This is a genomic window from Nocardioides sp. Soil777 (genome assembly GCF_001428425.1).
Lineage (GTDB): Bacteria > Actinomycetota > Actinomycetes > Propionibacteriales > Nocardioidaceae > Nocardioides > Nocardioides terrigena.
On record NZ_LMSN01000001.1, the window covers coordinates 24,721 to 39,316 of the forward strand.

Sequence of the window (14,596 nt, forward strand, 5' to 3'; positions counted from 1 at the left end):
CGGCTCAGTCCGTCCTTCTCCTGACGCGTCCCTGCGCTTGCCCCGCGCGTTCACGGTGGCCCGGTGATCGCGGTCGCCGACCCCGTCTCATTGACGGGCAGACGCGGGATACCCAGGACCCCCAGGAACACGGTCGGTTCCGCGCCGGTGGCGGCGACCCGCACCTGGAGTCCCCGGACCTGCACCGTTCCCGACCATCCGGCCCGTCGCAGGATCTCCTGCGCCCGGGCAGCGGCGGTCTCCGCGTCGACGCTCTCGACGCCGGATCGGGTTCCGCGCAGCTCGTCGGCACCGGCACGCGCGGCCTGCTCGGCGGCCCGCTTGGCCTCCAACCGGGCATCGACCACGTTCCCGCCATCGAACACGAGCCCGAGCAGCAGCACGAAGACGCTGGCCGCGGACAGCAAGGTCCACACGGCGGCAACTCCGCGCTCGTCCCTGGCCCGCGTCGCGCGGCTCATAGGTCTCTGTGCCGTTCGATGGGAACCACAGCGTCCGCGCGGAACACCTTGGTGCTGGGAATGCCGAACCCGGCCACGTCGCGGAGGTCGACATGGCACGTCACGGTCGCCGCGACGCTGCCCCCCGGCCGGAAGTCGGTGCCGGCGAAACTGACCTGGAGTCGCACGCAGGCCCTGCCCCGCGACGCCAGCGCCTCGGCCGCGGCCGCTCGTCCCGCCACCTGGCCGGACTCGAGACCTTCTTGCAGAGAGGCAGCTCGGGCTGCAGCGTAGGCCGCGTCGTTGACCTGCCCGCGGGCATCGGTGTACCGGCCGCCCGCCACCACGACCAGCACGAACACCATCAGCAACGGCGCCATCAACAACAGCTCCACCGCTGCTGCGCCACGCTCGTCGCCTCGACGTGCCCGTCGAGGCAGCGCCGGCACGGACGGGCTCGCAAGGGACGTGACGGCGGGTGTCACGGGACGAACCGTTCGGTCGGGACCGTGGCGGTCGCCGAGACGTGCAGGTCGACACCCGGAATGAGGCTCAGCACATTGCCGCTCACGGTCACCGTCGCCGCCGTCGGGCCGCGCGTAGCGGTGGCGGCGCGGTGGGTGACCTGGGGGTCGAGATCGGCGAGGTAGTCCAGCGCGGTCTCGCGGCCCGCGGACTCGGTGCCGTCCCAGCTTGCCGTCGCGACCGCTCCCTCGCGGGCGGCGGCGTTGATCACGCGGGCGGCCTCCGCGCGAACAGCCCACTGGATCAACAGCAGGCACATCAACATCAGCAGCGGTGCGGTGAGGAGGAACTCCACCGCCGCAGCACCCCGATCCCCGCGGCGGCGCGGGAGGCGTGCTCCGCAGGCACGAACCCGGCTCCCAGAGGACCCGACCGGGGGCACCACGGTGGGCTGCACGGTGAGCGGCGCTGCGGGCTGCGTGGTGGGCTGCGTCGTGGGCATGGTCAGCCGCCGTTGAGCTTCCCGCTCTGCGTGTCGACGTACGTCTTCACCGCCAGCGCCACGGCCGCGCAGATCCCGACAGCGGCGATGATGATGAGCAGCCACTCCACTGCCGTCGCGCCGCGTTCGTCGCGTGCTTGAGCGTGCCGGGCGACCAGGTGGTGTCGGGTCGCCTGGATCCAGGCGACGGTCCCCGCTAGTTCGGTCATCGTGGTGCTCCTTTGTGTCGTGAGGGTGCCCCGTCAGGTGGAGGTGATCAGGTACAGAAGTCGGGGCGCGAGGATGTACAACACGCCCACGCTGGCCATGAGGATGAGGTTGTACTTCATGGACTCGGTCGCCTGGTCGGCCCGTGCGCGGGCGTCGGCCAGTCGGGCGTCGCGCATGGTCTCCGCGCGGGCGATGAGGGTGGACCGGATCCGGCCGCCTTCCTCGTTGGCGAGGTTGAGGGTGCTGCGGAGCTCAACGAGCTCACCGATGCCGTACCGCTCGCCCAGCCGGCCCAATGCCTCCCACGCCGTGACTCCGCTGACTCGTGCGCCCTCGACCGCGTCCCTCAGTTCGAGGAAGGCGCGTCCGGTGCCGATCCCAGCCGCGGCCGGCAGTGCCTCGGCGTGCCCGCGCCCGGCCTCCATCGACATCACGACCAGATCGAGGTAGATGGCCAGAGCCCGACGGAAGTCCTCGCGCTCGCGGCCCGCCGCTGCGCGGAGGTCGACGATCGACAACGCCACCATCAGGACCGACAAGAGCAGCCCCACCACAGGAGCCACAGCGATCGGGATCCCCAGCTCGAGAGCACGCACCAGGACCCACAGGACGAAGGGCGCCAGCAGTCCGGCCAGCGCCACCCCGAGGGTCTTGGTCAGCCACTCCTCCAACGTGTGTCCGGCGACCGCCAAGTCGCGTTCGAACCCGAGGAGCTGCCTGCCGTGGCGGTCCCGCAGCTGCTCGGCCAACGACCCGGCCACCCGCTCGAGCGGTCCGCGCGCGCGATCCCTCTCCCGGTGGGCGCGACGCCCCGCCCGGGCACGGTCGTGCTCCCACCGGGCAGTTTGGGCCACCAGATCCGGGGTCGGCGGCACCGCGAGCAGGTACAACCGGGCGACACCGAGCCCCGCCAGGGCGGCCAGCAGCACCACCCCGCTCAGCCCCGTCAGGCTCGTCATAACCCGACGACCCGCGGCTTGTACGAGGCCATCTCGGTGACGACCCCGGGCTCGCCGAGGAACCGGGGCTGCGGTTCCGGGGCGGCCAGATGACGCAGCCGGACCAGCAGGGCGAGGTAAGCGGCGGCGATGGCGGCCAAGATGACCTGCCCCACCGCGGTCCCGTACGGCGCCACCCATCCGGGCGCGACCACGACCGTGACCGCAGCGAAGGCCAACAAGATGCCAGCGACCTGCTGGGACTGGCGCCGCAGCGAGTTGCGCTCGTGCAGCACCGTACGGCGTTGCTCGAGCTCACTGCGCGTGCTGGTCGCCAGAGCCGTGAGCACCCGAGACAAGCTGCCGGCGCGCTGGCGCGCGTTGAGGGACAACGCGGCCACCACCAGGTCCGCGCCCGGATCATCGACATCGTCGGCGAACAGCACCAGCGCCTCCGGGAGCGGCACCCGGGCACCCAACCGGTGCACCAGATCCCGCAACGGCCGCTCCAGCAGCGGCGGAGCGCCGTCGAGAGTGGCCGGGATGGCGTACTCCAACCCGGACGCCGCGGTCGCGGTGTCTCGCAGGGATTCCGTCCAGGCCGCGATCGCCTCGATCTTCGCAACCCCGGCTCGTTCGGTGGAGCCGGAGCCGGAGATCTTCGGCCACAGGAACACCACGGCCGTGGCCACGGCCCCGGCGACCGGCCAGCGGGTCAGCAGGGCCACGACGGCACCGGCCAGGAGAGCGATCCCGCCCAGTCGGAGGTCGGCCGTGGGCAGGCTGCGTGCCGCCGGGGTGATGCGGCGTCTTGGAAGCAGCGATCGCCCCCTCGAGAGACGGACCAGTCCGAGGCAACCGAGCAGGGCAGCCGCAACGAGGAGCAGGAACAGCGCCATCATGCCCAGCCCCCGGCGGCCGCCCCCGGGTTCCACCCGGCGTCGACGAGGTCGTCCTCGCACATGATCTGCACCGCGGCGCGTCGAGCAACCCGGCCATCCGCGTCATAACCCCAGATCTCGTTGGTCTTCAGCCCGTACTCATCGGCACCCGCCACCTCACGCACCGACTCGACCACCCTCCGCTGCCCACCCGTTGCGGTGCGGAGTCGTCTGATGAAGACGATGAAGTCCAAAGCACCGGCCACCAAGCGGGTGGTGGCCTCGACAGGCAGCTTCTCCGGCGCCTGGAGGGCGTAGGTGGTGATCTTGTGGACCACGTCGACCGAGGAGTTGGCGTGGATGGTGGACAGCGAACCGTCGTTGCCCTGCATCATCGCGTTCAGCATCGTCACGACCTCGTCGCCCAGCACCTCACCAACGATCACCCGCGACGGGTTCAACCGCAGCGAGTCGCGGACCAGATCGGCCATCGTGACCGCACCCACCCCCTCCGCGTTCGGGAGCCGCTCCTCCAACGGCGCACAGTTGGGGTGCCGATCAATGTCCTCATGTAGGCCGAGCTCCAAAGACCGCTCCACGGTGATCAGCCGTTCAGCGGGGTCGATCTCGGCCGCCATAGCCCGCAGCAGCGACGTCTTCCCCGCCGACACGGCCCCGGCGATCATCACGTTCTTCCGGGCCCGGACCATGGCACCCAGGAAGTCGGCCAGGTCCTGGTCCATGCTGCCCAGCGCCACCTGGTCCTTCAGCCGCATCTTGGCGTACCGGTGCTTGCGGATCGAGACCAACGTCCCGATCCCCGACACCGCCATCACCGCGTACAGCCGCGACCCGTCAGGCAGCCGCAGGTTCACCCGCGGATTGGCCACGTCGAACGCCCGTGCAGATAGACCCTCGTGCGCGGCAAGCGTCTGGATCGTCTCGTTCAGGTCCTCATCCGACGAAGTCACCGGCGGCAACTTCGCGGTACTCCCGTCCGCGTACTCCACGAACACGTGCCGGAAGCCATTCACATCGATGTTCTCGATCTCGGGGTCCTCAAGCAGCTGCTGCAGGCTGCCCGCCCCGAACAGGCGCGCCTCCAAAGCATCAACGAGGTCCTGCCGCACCTCCCACGCCAACGGCTGATGACCCGCCTCGACCAGACCACCGTCGTACTGGGTAACCACAGCCTGGACCAGTTGCTTGCCGTGCTGGATCTCGTCATCGCCTCGCAGGGCCGGACGACCCGTGCGGCGTCGCTCCTCGATGGCCCGCTGACGTCGCTCCCCCAAATCGCTCTGCAGGCGCCGGACCAGCAGCTGGTCGACTCCGCGTGTCTCGAAACCAGGGCGCGCGTTCACGACGCCCCCACCGAGTGGCTCGGCTGCGTCCCCGACGGTGGCAAGGCCGCCTGCCCAGCAGCCGCCGTCACGATCGCGTCGACGACCGTGGCTGCCGACCGGAGGAGCGGAGTTCGTGTCAGCCCTCGGCCCTCCTCACCCCGCTCCAGACGCGCAACCCCGCGGGGATCCCACGCCACCCACCCCACGGAGCCCACCAGCGGACCCGCAGGTGAGTCCGCCAACAGCCGCCGTACGTCGGCGGCATGCCGGCCCCCGGCTCGCCGCAAGGTCAAGACCACCGGCACCACCACCGGCGGACGGCCCCGCACCGCGGCGACCGCAGGGACCAGACGCGCGAGACGCTCCCGCAGATGCACCACGGCACCCACGTCGGCGCGACCCACGACCACCAGCACGTCAGCCGCCGCAGCGACGGACAGCGAAGGCGAACTCATGTGGATCCGGCCCAGATCCGCCACCACATGCGTCGACGACGCGTGCAGCGCCGCCGCCAGCGGGGACCAGTCCGACATCCCCGCCGCCTGTTCGGCGCTCATATGCCCCGGGATCACACCAACGCCGTCGGTGAACCGGTGGGCGTACACCGACACCAGATCCGGAGCGTGCGATGTCCGCGCGGCGGTCGACACGGTCAACACCGTCGGCGTCTCCGGCAGAACGTCCCGGCCACCTGCTCGACACCGCAACGCCAGATCCCCGCCGTACGGATCGGCCTCCACCACCACCGTGTACTCACTGATCGCAGTGGCCAGCGCCAGCGCGGTGGTCGTCGCTCCCGGTGCACCCCGGTCACAGCACACCGCGACGAACATGGCGCTACTCCCCCGTCACCGACGCCTGGACGACAGTCACCCGACCAGCAGCGCTGTACGCCGCGACCTGGTCCGCCTCCGACTCAAACACCAGCAGCGAAACCACGACCGAGCCGTCCACCGCCTCTCGCACGTCATGGACTCGGGCGCCGGAGGTCAAACTCAACGGACTGTCCAGCGCCTCCACGTCGCCAGCATCACCGGCCGGGGGGACAGCCAGCACATTCACCATCGACCCCGCGCCCAGCGTCGCCGGAACCCGCCCGACCTCCAGCCGAACCGCCACCACCCGCTCACCCAGCCCGGGCACCGGCTCGGTCGTCAGAGCCCCGTACGTAAGCACTTGCCCAGCAACCAGGCCGTTGACCACCCGCATGCCCAGCACCTCGCCCAGGTCCTCGATCGGAACGGCGTCGCTCACCCCAGCGACCTGGGCCGAGGCCAGGTCCTCCTCGCCGATCACTTGACCGGCGGCAACCTCACGATCCAGGACCAAAACCTCGGCGGTACTTCCCTTGGTCATGTACAGATAGCCCGCACCCAGCCCCATCACAACGACGAACAGCACCGTGCCAGCCCACTGCCCATACCTTCTCGTTCCGCTCGGCAGGTGCCGGTCTACCCCAACCACCCGCGCTCCCGCGGCCGCCGGCTCCGTCGCACCGGTGCGCTGAGAACGCTGCTGGGTCGTCACCGGATGACCACCGTCTGCCGCTGAAGGACACGAATCGTGGTGCCCTCACCGGCCACCGCCGCGTGTTCGCCGAGCGTCCCGTCGGGGCTCGAACAACGGCCCGTGCAGCTCCACGCCACCGAGTAGACGATCCGCGCCGACACATCCCACGTGTCGCCCGTGGGGTCTTCCATGTCCGTGTAGGTGTAGTCGCACGTCGTTGGCGCGTCCTCCGGAGTCGAAACCGTCCACACTCGCCCGGCACCGGCGCAGAACTCGACATCACCGTTGCCCATATCCCACTCCACCCGGGTCGGCGTCGCGGACAGCGTGACCCGCGCGCCACCCGCATCCACGCTCACGGACACGTCATGCCACTGCTTCTCGGGGATCCACATCCAGTTCTTGTAGTTGACGTAGGAGTGGAAGCTGGGAGGGGGCGCGATGGACGCATGCGCCGTCTCGAACGGCGCCCGCCTGACCAAGTCTTCAGCCACTGTCGCAGCGTCGATTACCGGGGAGGCGCCCGGGACAAACCACGTGTTCTCGGGAATCGCTACCGTCCGATCACACGACCAGATGCTGCCTTCGGACGGCCGGTTCCCCTTCCACAAGGGACTGTCAGGAGGCGGTTGTGGGTCCAGCTGGAAGCCGTAGCACTGTCGTGCCGCTACCCACACGCCGCCGAAGCCGTCGACGCAAGGAATCGAGTTCCCGGAGGTGTCCTGGCACCCGCCGCCACCACCACTTGTCGAAGAGGTACCGCCGTTCTCGCCTCCTGGTGTTCCCGGGGTGGTTCCTCCAAGACACACTCCTCGGTCGGTGACCGGTCCTTCGCAGTCTGCAGCCTCAGCCGATGTGCTCGCACGGAATATCAAGAGGCCGGTGACGCCCAGTGTCAGAGCCAGAAGACGAGTCAGCGCGCCGCGCATGGCCGTTCGTCCTTTAGGTTCGTCGTGGCCACCATCCAGTCGCGCCCCACGGGCTTGTCCATCTCAATGAGCAGAGGCGTAACGAGGTTGTCAGGTCTTGTTCCTTTCACCGGCTCGCCCTCCTGAGTCACGAGCAGGTTCGTGTAGTCCGTGCACTGGCTGATCACCACGACCTTGTCTGTGATTGAGATCGGTTTCCAGGACAGAGCGCTCTCGGGACTGACGATTCGGACTGCGCCCTGGTCGTACACCTGCGCCAGTTCCCGAACGCGGAGCTGCCACTCCATTGAGTACTCGCGGAGCACCGCCCGAGCCTGAGGAGTGTCCCGTCCCGAGCGGTAGATCTCGTTTCCCTTCGCCGTGTACTCCTGCCAGCGAAGGAGCGCGGCTTCGTACGCGTCGATCTGCTCGGCAGTGAACCTGTCGTGCCAGGCTGGCATCTCCGACTTGGGGGATGACGCCTCCGGCGTGCTCGAGGGCACAGGGGAGGACTCCCCTCGGGGCTTGGAAGCATCCGTAGTGCACGCGCACAGCACACAGAGGGACAGCAGCGCAGCAACGCCGGAGTGTGCGAGCTTCATCGTTGTTCCTCCCCGAGACCGCTCAGCTCGCGGCTGACAGGTATATCCACCAGTGTCACCCAAGAACGGCCGAATAGCGCCGACCAATTTATGGGTGCCCGCTGGCATTGCACGACCTCAGCACTCCCGGAGGCGAGGAAGTACAGCCTGAAGCTGCTGAAGTTGAGGCGTGCGCTGGGCAAGCACATGAGGACCACCCCCGCCATCCGTCCGGGACACCTGCCCACCAGAAAACCTGACCGTCCGGCGGCCGTCATCTCCGGCGGCCCCTTCTGGGGATAACCCACCTCGCTCCGCACCTGTGGACGCGAACTGGCGCTCCTCGGCTGCGGCACGTGCTTCGCGGATTCGTTGCTCGCACACTCTGATGGGGGGCGTCCGGTCGGGTGATCGCGCAGCACCGGCGGGCTGCTACTCGCGGGGCACGGCCGACTCCTGGACGACTCTGGCCGCCGCAAAACTCTCAACCAGATCCCGCCGCCACCACCAACGCCGTCCCCTCCTGGTCGCTGGTGCCTTGGACGTCGATGCCAGGTTCCGGAGCCAGTTCTCGGTGACTCCCACGACCAGGGCCGCCGTGGTGGTGTCCAACCAGACATGGCCATCATCCGGGGGCTCCTCGGACTCCCGTCGGGCGCGGGCGTCGCGGCGCTTCCTCGCGGCGTCTCGCTCAGAGCGCCACTCCACGGCCCACCGCTCCGCACTCGCACGCTCAAGACTCCGTTGAGCTCGGTCCGTGCGTGCTGCACGCACCTCAACCTCCCCGGCACGAATTGCTCGATCGAGAGTGCCGTTGCTGCAGCCGGCCAGCTGCTCGATCTCGGCGTAGGAAGCCCACCGGCGGTGATCCTCCGACCTTTGCTCCGCAAGTCGTTCCAGGTCCTCCGCACGCATCCAGGCCACCCCGTTGTGCCGGACCACCGGGAACCGCCCGGTGTGCGACCCGGCAGCCACATATGCCTCGGCCAGTCCCAACCCGTCGGCGGCCTCGGCCGCACTCACCCAGCCGGTCGGGTCAGGCGGCACCCGAGTTCGTGCACCCATACTCAGATCACATCACGACGCATGCGTCACCGCGACGTCATCCAGCCGGGACATGGGCGGACGCGGTGAAGATTTCGTTAGCGACTGCCGGCGCAAGATCGGCGCGCGCAACCGTGGCGAGCAGGCCTTCTGGACGTCGGCAGCACCGCAACGTCCGCGGCGACAAGTACCGTCCAGCGCGTGACGTCCCGTGTCTACCGTCCTGACGAGCGACCCGACGTCGAGGTGCGTGTCGATGGCGAGTGGCATCCCGGCGAACTGCGGATGTGGCACCACCGCGAGGACGGCTGGTGGGCCAACGTGAACTGGCGACCCAAGCCTGGCATGACCTTTGTGGACACGGTGCGCGAGGAGGATGTGCGTCTCGCCCAGGTCGGGCCGCGTCGCTGAACAGAACCGCAGATGAGCACCGGCCCAGCCGCTGGCCCAGGCATCACCTGTGCGCCCGTCTACCTGCTCGGACTGCTCGGTCGCCCCCGGCCGGTGCCGGGATCGTATGGCCGTGACGGACCTGGCTGGTCGGCTCGAGTCGCCTGGGCACGTCCCAGGACAGATGATGCAGGAGCCGTTCTGTTCTGCTCAGCGACCGTGTCCCACGCGGAGGGCGGAATAGCCCCCTCCAGCAGGGACTCGACGATCCGGGCGAGTGAGTACGTCCGGGGCTCGGGAACCAGATCGAGAGCCACCCACGCATGAGCGCCCTGACCCGCAAGCCACGAGCTGAAGGCCAATAGGGTTGCTGCCGGGGTCCGAGCCTCGTGCGGGGCACGGCGCGTCAGGTCACGCCACAGCGACATGTGCAACGCGGCGTTCTCGCTATTCATCGCCATCCAGGCCACGTCCCGCAACGGGAGCACTTCCATGTCCACGAGCAGCCGCGCCGCCACCACCGGTGTCACGGGCACCTGGTCCACCAGGAACCGACCGACCGTCATGTCGACCCACCGGGCCTCCTGCTGATTTCCCCGTCCCTGCCGCATCTGGTGCTCGACGCGGGCGGCCGGCAGATGCGCTGCCACCGCGGCAACCTCCTCGCTGTCCCCCTCCAGGTCTCGTCGCAGCTCATCGCGGGACGCGACCGGCATCCGCCGACCAGCCAGGGCGAGCTCCGCGTCAGCCCACGTGCGGGTGGCCCCGTCGATACGGCCGCTGACACCCGTCACGAGGTCGGTCCACACCCCGGCGTCCACCCACAGGCTCGGTCCGAGGTGCGTTCGACCGGTGAAGCGCCGAGCCAGCTCGACGTGAATGCCTTCAGCGGCCTCACGGTCCGTGGTGAAGCACACCAGAGCGGCTCCCACACCCTCACGCAGGAACGGGGCGGCGAGAACCGCTGCGCCCTCCGAGATGTCGTGGGCGCCGTACGGCTGGTCCAGCCGGGCCCACGGACCCGACCCGTGTCTGGGTGCCAGCACGACGGACTCCTCGGGGACGAAGCCGAAGACATGCGGAATCACCGCGATCAGCTCGGATGGTCCGGTGACCTGCAAGGGATGATCCACGGGGGCCTCCAGTCTCCCGGCCGAACCCCGTCTCCGGTTCGACTTCGGGACCTGCAGAAGCGTCCTGGCCCATGCCAGGGCGGACATCGGCGCCGCGGAAGCCGCTGAGTCCGGCGGCCCGGCTCCCTGTCGCTCCCCCGAAGGTGCTCGCCCCGGTGCCGCGGTACGTGGTTCCCACCTCGTGTGTCGCGCGGCGCCCTGCACCGGTCAGTCACCACCGCCCAAGGGCACCGTCCACGGGCGACCACGACAGAGCCGCCCGGCCTCCGCTGTCGAAGGCTGGGCGGCTCGTCGAGGATTAGAACCAGCAGGTGGACCAGAGGCCGGCGCTGCGGTTCAAGGCCTGCTTCTGGGCGACGCGGTAGTTCGCGGTACGGCGGACCGGGTCGTTGCGGTAGACGTAGACCTTCGAGTGACCGGTGAAGATCTGCGCCCGGCCCACGTCACGGCCCTTGCGCTCGACGTAGCGCAACAGGCGCTGGTAGCGGTCCTTGTCGGCCTGGCTGGGGTCGGAGAACAGCACGACGGTCGACCCGACGGGTGCGAGGGACTCCATGCTCTCGGTGGCCTTGACGGCACCGCACTCACGACGGCCGTACTTCTCGGGGGTGTCGATGCCCAGGATCCGCACGTCGCGGATCCCGATGCCCCGGATGCGCACCTTCAGGGTGTCGCCATCGGTGACCTTGATGACGTTGCCGACGTTGCGCTTGACCGGACCGGAGCCGCTGGTGTTGCCGGTGTTGGTGGTGCCTCCGTTGTTGTTGGGCGGGGGCGTGCTGGTGCCACCTCCGCCGCCGGCGCCCAGGCAGGGGCACGGGAGGGACTCACAGGCACGGCCGTCGCCCTCGGAGTCCAGACCGTTGGGGTCGGAGGGGTTGTTGTTCAGGTTCGTCTGGGCGGCTGCCTGATTCGGGAAGTCGTCGCAGTTCAGGTCCTTCATCGCCTGGGCCGGCGCGGTGGTGGTCAGCAATGCCGCAACAACGGCGGCAATCGCAATCAGAGTGCTGAGGAATCGGCGCATGGTGTGGTCCCCCCGGGACATGTGGTGGTTGGGCTGCGACGACCGTACGGACAGAACGCAGTCTTGTCAGGAGATTCCTGACACCCGTCCGGCTCCGCCGTCTCGGGCGCCGACCTTGTCTCGTGACGTCGTCGCCTGACCGAGAGAGCGCACGACAGTCCGCCTTTCGGGTCATGAGGAAGGCACCGAACCCGGGACCACGCATCAAGGGCGCGCGATGACTGGAACGACTTACGGGGACCACCAGGAAGCCGCGGCCGCCGCCCTCAATCGACTCATCACCCGCGAGGCGATGCCCCTCACGGCGGTGGACGTCCACGACAGCCTGGCGTGTCGCGACATCGTCGTCGGCGCGTTGCGACAACGCCTCTACGCCCTCAGGGTCGAGGGGCGTCACCCCATGACCCTTCCCCCCGCGAGGGTCGGTGCCGCACGCCTGCCCGACGTCGCCCGCAACCTCACTACTTGGCTGGACCGCATCGTCGCCGAGCTCCCGACACTGCCGCCCGCCCAGCGACGGGCTCCCACAGACGTGCTGAACCCCCGCACCGGTGGCGAGGCCGCGCGTCTGTGGCGAGAGGCAGCCGTGGAACTGCTGACAGGCAGCCACGCCCTCGACGCAGCGCCGGAACGCCCGTGGCTACGCGACCCCGGCGGTGGCTGGTACCTCGTCCACGACGTCGCGGTCACGCTCGAGGCAGTGCTGATCCTCGACAGCCGGCTCGACGAGGTCGGCCTGCTCAACACCCACCACCGTCCCCCCAGCACGCTCGATCTCGACCAGCGGCGCCTGCTCGCCTCCCAGTGCGCCCGCGTCGCCACCTGGTACGCCACAAGCGACACCCCGGACCGCGCCTCACCCGCGACCCGACCCAAGCCGCGGGTCTCCAGCCCGGTCTACACCGTGCACGAAGCTGGCGACCTCGCCGCCGCACAACGACAGCTCGCGCGCTACCTGCGGCCCCTGCACGGCAGTGACGCCTTCTACGACGCCGAACCCGAGATCGACACCCACACCGTCCGGATGGTCGTAACCAGCCAACACGCCCTCACCGAGCGCTTCGAGCACCTGTCCCGTCAGACGCCCGGCGCCGAGGCGCTCGCCGCGCACTTCGCCCAGCGCCGCGAGATCCTCGGCGACATCCACTCCCACCTACGGCGGCTGGTGGACCTCGAACCGCAGGGACGCAACACCGGCGCCTGCTGGCAACAAGTCGAGCTCAGCACCGCCGTGGCCCGACTGCTGCGCACCACCCCCACCCTGACCCTCAGCACCGCCCAGTGGCAGGACCTCGCCACCGCCACCCACGAGGTCACCCAGAACCTCGCCACCACGATGCGCCGCGAGCTCCTCCGGGACACAAGCAACCTGCGCATGGAGGACGCCACGCGTCAGGTCGGCCGCACCCGCGTGCATCGCCGCCACCCCCTCGAGCGCAGCCTCACCGACCTCGTCAACCTGCCCACACCCTCGGCACCCATCGCCACCTACATCAGCCCCCGGCAACGCGCGGCGCTGAGCACCACGCTCGCGGTGACCCCCACCGGACACCGCGCCCCCAGCCCTTACCCCGCGCCCGTCAACCTCCCGGTCAGCCGCGCGCGTTAGCCGGCGGCCACCCACGCTCCACGGCGGCGCCGGCACTGCAGATCCACGGAGGAACGAGAACAGGCAAGACAACCCGCCCTCAACCACTCACCAAGGAGACGTCCCATGACCACCAAGAGAGAACTGCCGGTCTATCTCAGCCTCGAACAGGCCGCCGAGGTGCTGTCAGTGTCCACCAAGACCATCCGACGCCGCATCAGTGACGGCACGATCCCTGCCTACCAGTGCGGCCGCAGACCCATCCGGATTCGCCTCGACGACCTCGAAGCCGCCCTGCGGCGGATCCCCTCCGCGCGCTGGTAACCCCTGATTCAGTGGACACGTTGGGGACACGGGGCCAAAACAAAACCGCCTCTGAACTGCTGTTTTCGCAGGTCAGAGGCGGTTTATGGTTAGTGGGCGATACTGGGTTCGAACCAGTGACCTCTTCGGTGTGAACGAAGCGCGCTACCACTGCGCCAATCGCCCGCTGTGCGGTGCCGGGGAACTCTAACTCATCGCGGCGGACGAGTCGGAATCGCCCTCCTTGCGCAGCGCGGCGACCGCCTCGGGCCGGTTGTGGAAGCGGCGGTAGCTGTAGACGATGAGGCCCACCGCGATGCCCGCCGACGCGATCTGGGTGATCCCCGTCCACAGGTCGCCGGGCAGCCACCACCGGTCGTCGAGGGGCCACCACTCCGGCGACGGCGGGTGGTAGATCCAGAGCACCCCGCAGGCCACCAGGATCAGGGCCCCCATGACGGACGCGATGATGCGCGGCCACGTCTCCACGCTCTCGGCCGCACCCCTCATGGCGGCGACGCGGACGGGCTCGACGCGGCGTTCGGCCCAGTCGTACTGCTGGGACAAGAGGGCTAGACCGGCGAAGATCCCGAGAAGACCGGGTCCGGGCAGGAAAATCGCCGCAACTCCCGCCACCAGCAGCACCCAGCCCAGGGTCTCGAGCGCCACGCGCTTGGCCGCTCCACCCCCCGGAACGCCCATCAGGAATTCTCCCTGCGTGTCTCCGCGGCTAAAGTCTGCCGCGCCTGCTTTGCTGCGCTCACGAGATGACCCTACGGGCCTTGCACAACGTGTGTCGTAGCCCACCTCGGACCGGGTCGTTGAACCCACGTCATAGGTCGGTACCCCCGCCGTCCTACCACCGAGGAGGGTCCGAGCGGTCGGGCACCTTGAGAGAGAGTGGAGACACATGCGCAGGATCACCGCTGACGTCGCTGTCGACGTGACGATGTACTGCCGGGACCTCGATGGTCACCGCTACGAGCTGGACACCGTTCTGGGGTATTCGCGGTCGGACGCCTTCGCCGTGACCATGACGTTCGGGGATGTCGAGCCCCTCGTCACCTGGACCTTCGGCCGCGACCTCCTGATGCGCGGCATCACCCACCCGACCGGCGAGGGCGACGTGCGGATCTGCCCGTCCCTCGACGACGACGGGACCGCGATCGTGCAGATCGAGCTCTGCAGCCCCGACGGGCACCTGCTGCTCGAGGTGCGCACCGACGAGGTGACCGCCTTCATCGGCCGCACCGTCGACGTGTGCCCGCCCGGCGTCGAGGCCGAGCACCTCGACGTCGACCAGATGATCACGCAGCTGCTGTCGATCTGACCCG

Annotated in this window: 18 protein-coding genes and 1 tRNA gene; 4 read left to right on the top strand and 15 right to left on the bottom strand. The window is 69.2% G+C overall.

Annotated features, from left to right (window positions below; all coding sequences use genetic code 11):
• Window positions 1-50: 50 nt before the first annotated feature.
• From ASG88_RS00105 to ASG88_RS00155, 11 genes are all read right to left on the bottom strand, one after another.
• Entirely contained in the window at window positions 51-461 is a 411-nt protein-coding gene (locus ASG88_RS00105; protein ID WP_082599743.1) for a pilus assembly protein TadG-related protein, read from the bottom strand.
• Entirely contained in the window at window positions 458-925 is a 468-nt protein-coding gene (locus ASG88_RS00110; RefSeq protein WP_235534653.1) for a TadE/TadG family type IV pilus assembly protein, read from the bottom strand. Before ASG88_RS00110 ends, ASG88_RS00105 begins: the two co-directional genes overlap by 4 nt.
• A complete protein-coding gene (locus ASG88_RS00115; RefSeq protein ID WP_235534654.1) occupies window positions 922-1,260 on the bottom strand; it encodes a TadE/TadG family type IV pilus assembly protein in 339 nt (112 codons plus the stop codon). The genes ASG88_RS00110 and ASG88_RS00115 overlap by 4 nt, the downstream gene beginning before the upstream one ends.
• A 149-nt stretch (window positions 1,261-1,409) precedes the next feature.
• Entirely contained in the window at window positions 1,410-1,616 is a 207-nt protein-coding gene (locus tag ASG88_RS00120) for a hypothetical protein (RefSeq protein WP_056885393.1), read from the bottom strand.
• 33 nt (window positions 1,617-1,649) lie between these two features.
• Complete coding sequence (locus ASG88_RS00125) at window positions 1,650-2,576, bottom strand: type II secretion system F family protein (RefSeq protein ID WP_056885394.1); 927 nt, start codon at window positions 2,574-2,576, stop codon at window positions 1,650-1,652.
• Window positions 2,573-3,457, bottom strand: a complete 885-nt coding sequence (locus ASG88_RS22825) for a type II secretion system F family protein (RefSeq protein ID WP_157559488.1) — start codon at window positions 3,455-3,457, stop codon at window positions 2,573-2,575. Before ASG88_RS22825 ends, ASG88_RS00125 begins: the two co-directional genes overlap by 4 nt.
• Entirely contained in the window at window positions 3,454-4,800 is a 1,347-nt protein-coding gene (locus ASG88_RS00135) for a CpaF family protein (protein WP_056885396.1), read from the bottom strand. The genes ASG88_RS22825 and ASG88_RS00135 overlap by 4 nt, the downstream gene beginning before the upstream one ends.
• Window positions 4,797-5,615 (bottom strand): hypothetical protein, encoded by an 819-nt coding sequence (locus ASG88_RS00140; protein ID WP_056885397.1) that lies wholly within the window; start codon window positions 5,613-5,615, stop codon window positions 4,797-4,799. Before ASG88_RS00140 ends, ASG88_RS00135 begins: the two co-directional genes overlap by 4 nt.
• Before the next feature lie 4 nt (window positions 5,616-5,619).
• Window positions 5,620-6,183: an SAF domain-containing protein gene (locus ASG88_RS00145; RefSeq protein ID WP_056885398.1), complete on the bottom strand. Its 564-nt coding sequence runs from the start codon at window positions 6,181-6,183 to the stop codon at window positions 5,620-5,622.
• A 122-nt stretch (window positions 6,184-6,305) separates the two neighbouring features.
• Window positions 6,306-6,785 (bottom strand): hypothetical protein, encoded by a 480-nt coding sequence (locus ASG88_RS23675; RefSeq protein WP_056885399.1) that lies wholly within the window; start codon window positions 6,783-6,785, stop codon window positions 6,306-6,308.
• Window positions 6,786-7,204: 419 nt separating this feature from the next.
• Window positions 7,205-7,801, bottom strand: a complete 597-nt coding sequence (locus ASG88_RS00155; protein WP_157559489.1) for a hypothetical protein — start codon at window positions 7,799-7,801, stop codon at window positions 7,205-7,207.
• A gap of 1,224 nt (window positions 7,802-9,025) precedes the next feature.
• Here ASG88_RS00155 and ASG88_RS00165 point away from each other — a divergent pair.
• The gene (locus ASG88_RS00165; RefSeq protein WP_056885402.1) at window positions 9,026-9,235 is read left to right on the top strand and encodes a hypothetical protein; all 210 of its coding nucleotides are present in this window, start codon (window positions 9,026-9,028) and stop codon (window positions 9,233-9,235) included.
• A gap of 59 nt (window positions 9,236-9,294) precedes the next feature.
• Here ASG88_RS00165 and ASG88_RS00170 read toward each other — a convergent pair whose 3' ends face one another.
• Both ASG88_RS00170 and ASG88_RS00175 read right to left on the bottom strand, forming a co-directional pair.
• Window positions 9,295-10,347 carry a DUF4192 domain-containing protein gene (locus ASG88_RS00170; protein ID WP_056885403.1) on the bottom strand — a complete coding sequence of 351 codons (1,053 nt, stop codon included), beginning with the start codon at window positions 10,345-10,347 and terminating at the stop codon, window positions 9,295-9,297.
• Window positions 10,348-10,645: 298 nt separating this feature from the next.
• A complete protein-coding gene (locus ASG88_RS00175) occupies window positions 10,646-11,320 on the bottom strand; it encodes a thermonuclease family protein (RefSeq protein ID WP_056885404.1) in 675 nt (224 codons plus the stop codon).
• Between the two features lie 268 nt (window positions 11,321-11,588).
• Here ASG88_RS00175 and ASG88_RS00180 point away from each other — a divergent pair, with 268 nt between their 5' ends.
• Window positions 11,589-12,980, top strand: a complete 1,392-nt coding sequence (locus ASG88_RS00180) for a hypothetical protein (protein ID WP_056885405.1) — start codon at window positions 11,589-11,591, stop codon at window positions 12,978-12,980.
• Between the two features lie 105 nt (window positions 12,981-13,085).
• Complete coding sequence (locus tag ASG88_RS00185; protein ID WP_056885406.1) at window positions 13,086-13,283, top strand: helix-turn-helix domain-containing protein; 198 nt, start codon at window positions 13,086-13,088, stop codon at window positions 13,281-13,283.
• Between the two features lie 93 nt (window positions 13,284-13,376).
• On the opposite strand, the gene ASG88_RS00190 is transcribed toward ASG88_RS00185, so the two are convergent.
• Together ASG88_RS00190 and ASG88_RS00195 are read right to left on the bottom strand one after the other, a co-directional pair.
• Window positions 13,377-13,448 (bottom strand) — tRNA-Val (locus ASG88_RS00190).
• Window positions 13,449-13,469: 21 nt separating this feature from the next.
• Entirely contained in the window at window positions 13,470-13,964 is a 495-nt protein-coding gene (locus tag ASG88_RS00195; protein ID WP_056885407.1) for a PGPGW domain-containing protein, read from the bottom strand.
• Window positions 13,965-14,172: 208 nt separating this feature from the next.
• Between ASG88_RS00195 and ASG88_RS00200 the strand changes: the two genes are divergently transcribed.
• Window positions 14,173-14,592, top strand: coding sequence for an SsgA family sporulation/cell division regulator (locus ASG88_RS00200; RefSeq protein WP_056885408.1), 420 nt, complete (start codon window positions 14,173-14,175; stop codon window positions 14,590-14,592).
• Window positions 14,593-14,596 lie beyond the last annotated feature (4 nt).

What these genes read in the sequence shown, in the direction of transcription:
- ASG88_RS22825 (WP_157559488.1), bottom strand. Translation starts at nt 3,457, where the DNA reads ATGATGGCGCTGTTCCTGCTCCTCGTTGCGGCTGCCCTGCTCGGTTGC.
- ASG88_RS00180 (WP_056885405.1), top strand. Translation starts at nt 11,589, where the DNA reads ATGACTGGAACGACTTACGGGGACCACCAGGAAGCCGCGGCCGCCGCC.
- ASG88_RS00185 (WP_056885406.1), top strand. Translation starts at nt 13,086, where the DNA reads ATGACCACCAAGAGAGAACTGCCGGTCTATCTCAGCCTCGAACAGGCC.
- ASG88_RS00200 (WP_056885408.1), top strand. Translation starts at nt 14,173, where the DNA reads ATGCGCAGGATCACCGCTGACGTCGCTGTCGACGTGACGATGTACTGC.
- ASG88_RS00155 (WP_157559489.1), bottom strand. Translation starts at nt 7,801, where the DNA reads ATGAAGCTCGCACACTCCGGCGTTGCTGCGCTGCTGTCCCTCTGTGTG.
- ASG88_RS00125 (WP_056885394.1), bottom strand. Translation starts at nt 2,576, where the DNA reads ATGACGAGCCTGACGGGGCTGAGCGGGGTGGTGCTGCTGGCCGCCCTG.
- ASG88_RS00140 (WP_056885397.1), bottom strand. Translation starts at nt 5,615, where the DNA reads ATGTTCGTCGCGGTGTGCTGTGACCGGGGTGCACCGGGAGCGACGACC.
- ASG88_RS00105 (WP_082599743.1), bottom strand. Translation starts at nt 461, where the DNA reads ATGAGCCGCGCGACGCGGGCCAGGGACGAGCGCGGAGTTGCCGCCGTG.
- ASG88_RS00120 (WP_056885393.1), bottom strand. Translation starts at nt 1,616, where the DNA reads ATGACCGAACTAGCGGGGACCGTCGCCTGGATCCAGGCGACCCGACAC.
- ASG88_RS00195 (WP_056885407.1), bottom strand. Translation starts at nt 13,964, where the DNA reads ATGGGCGTTCCGGGGGGTGGAGCGGCCAAGCGCGTGGCGCTCGAGACC.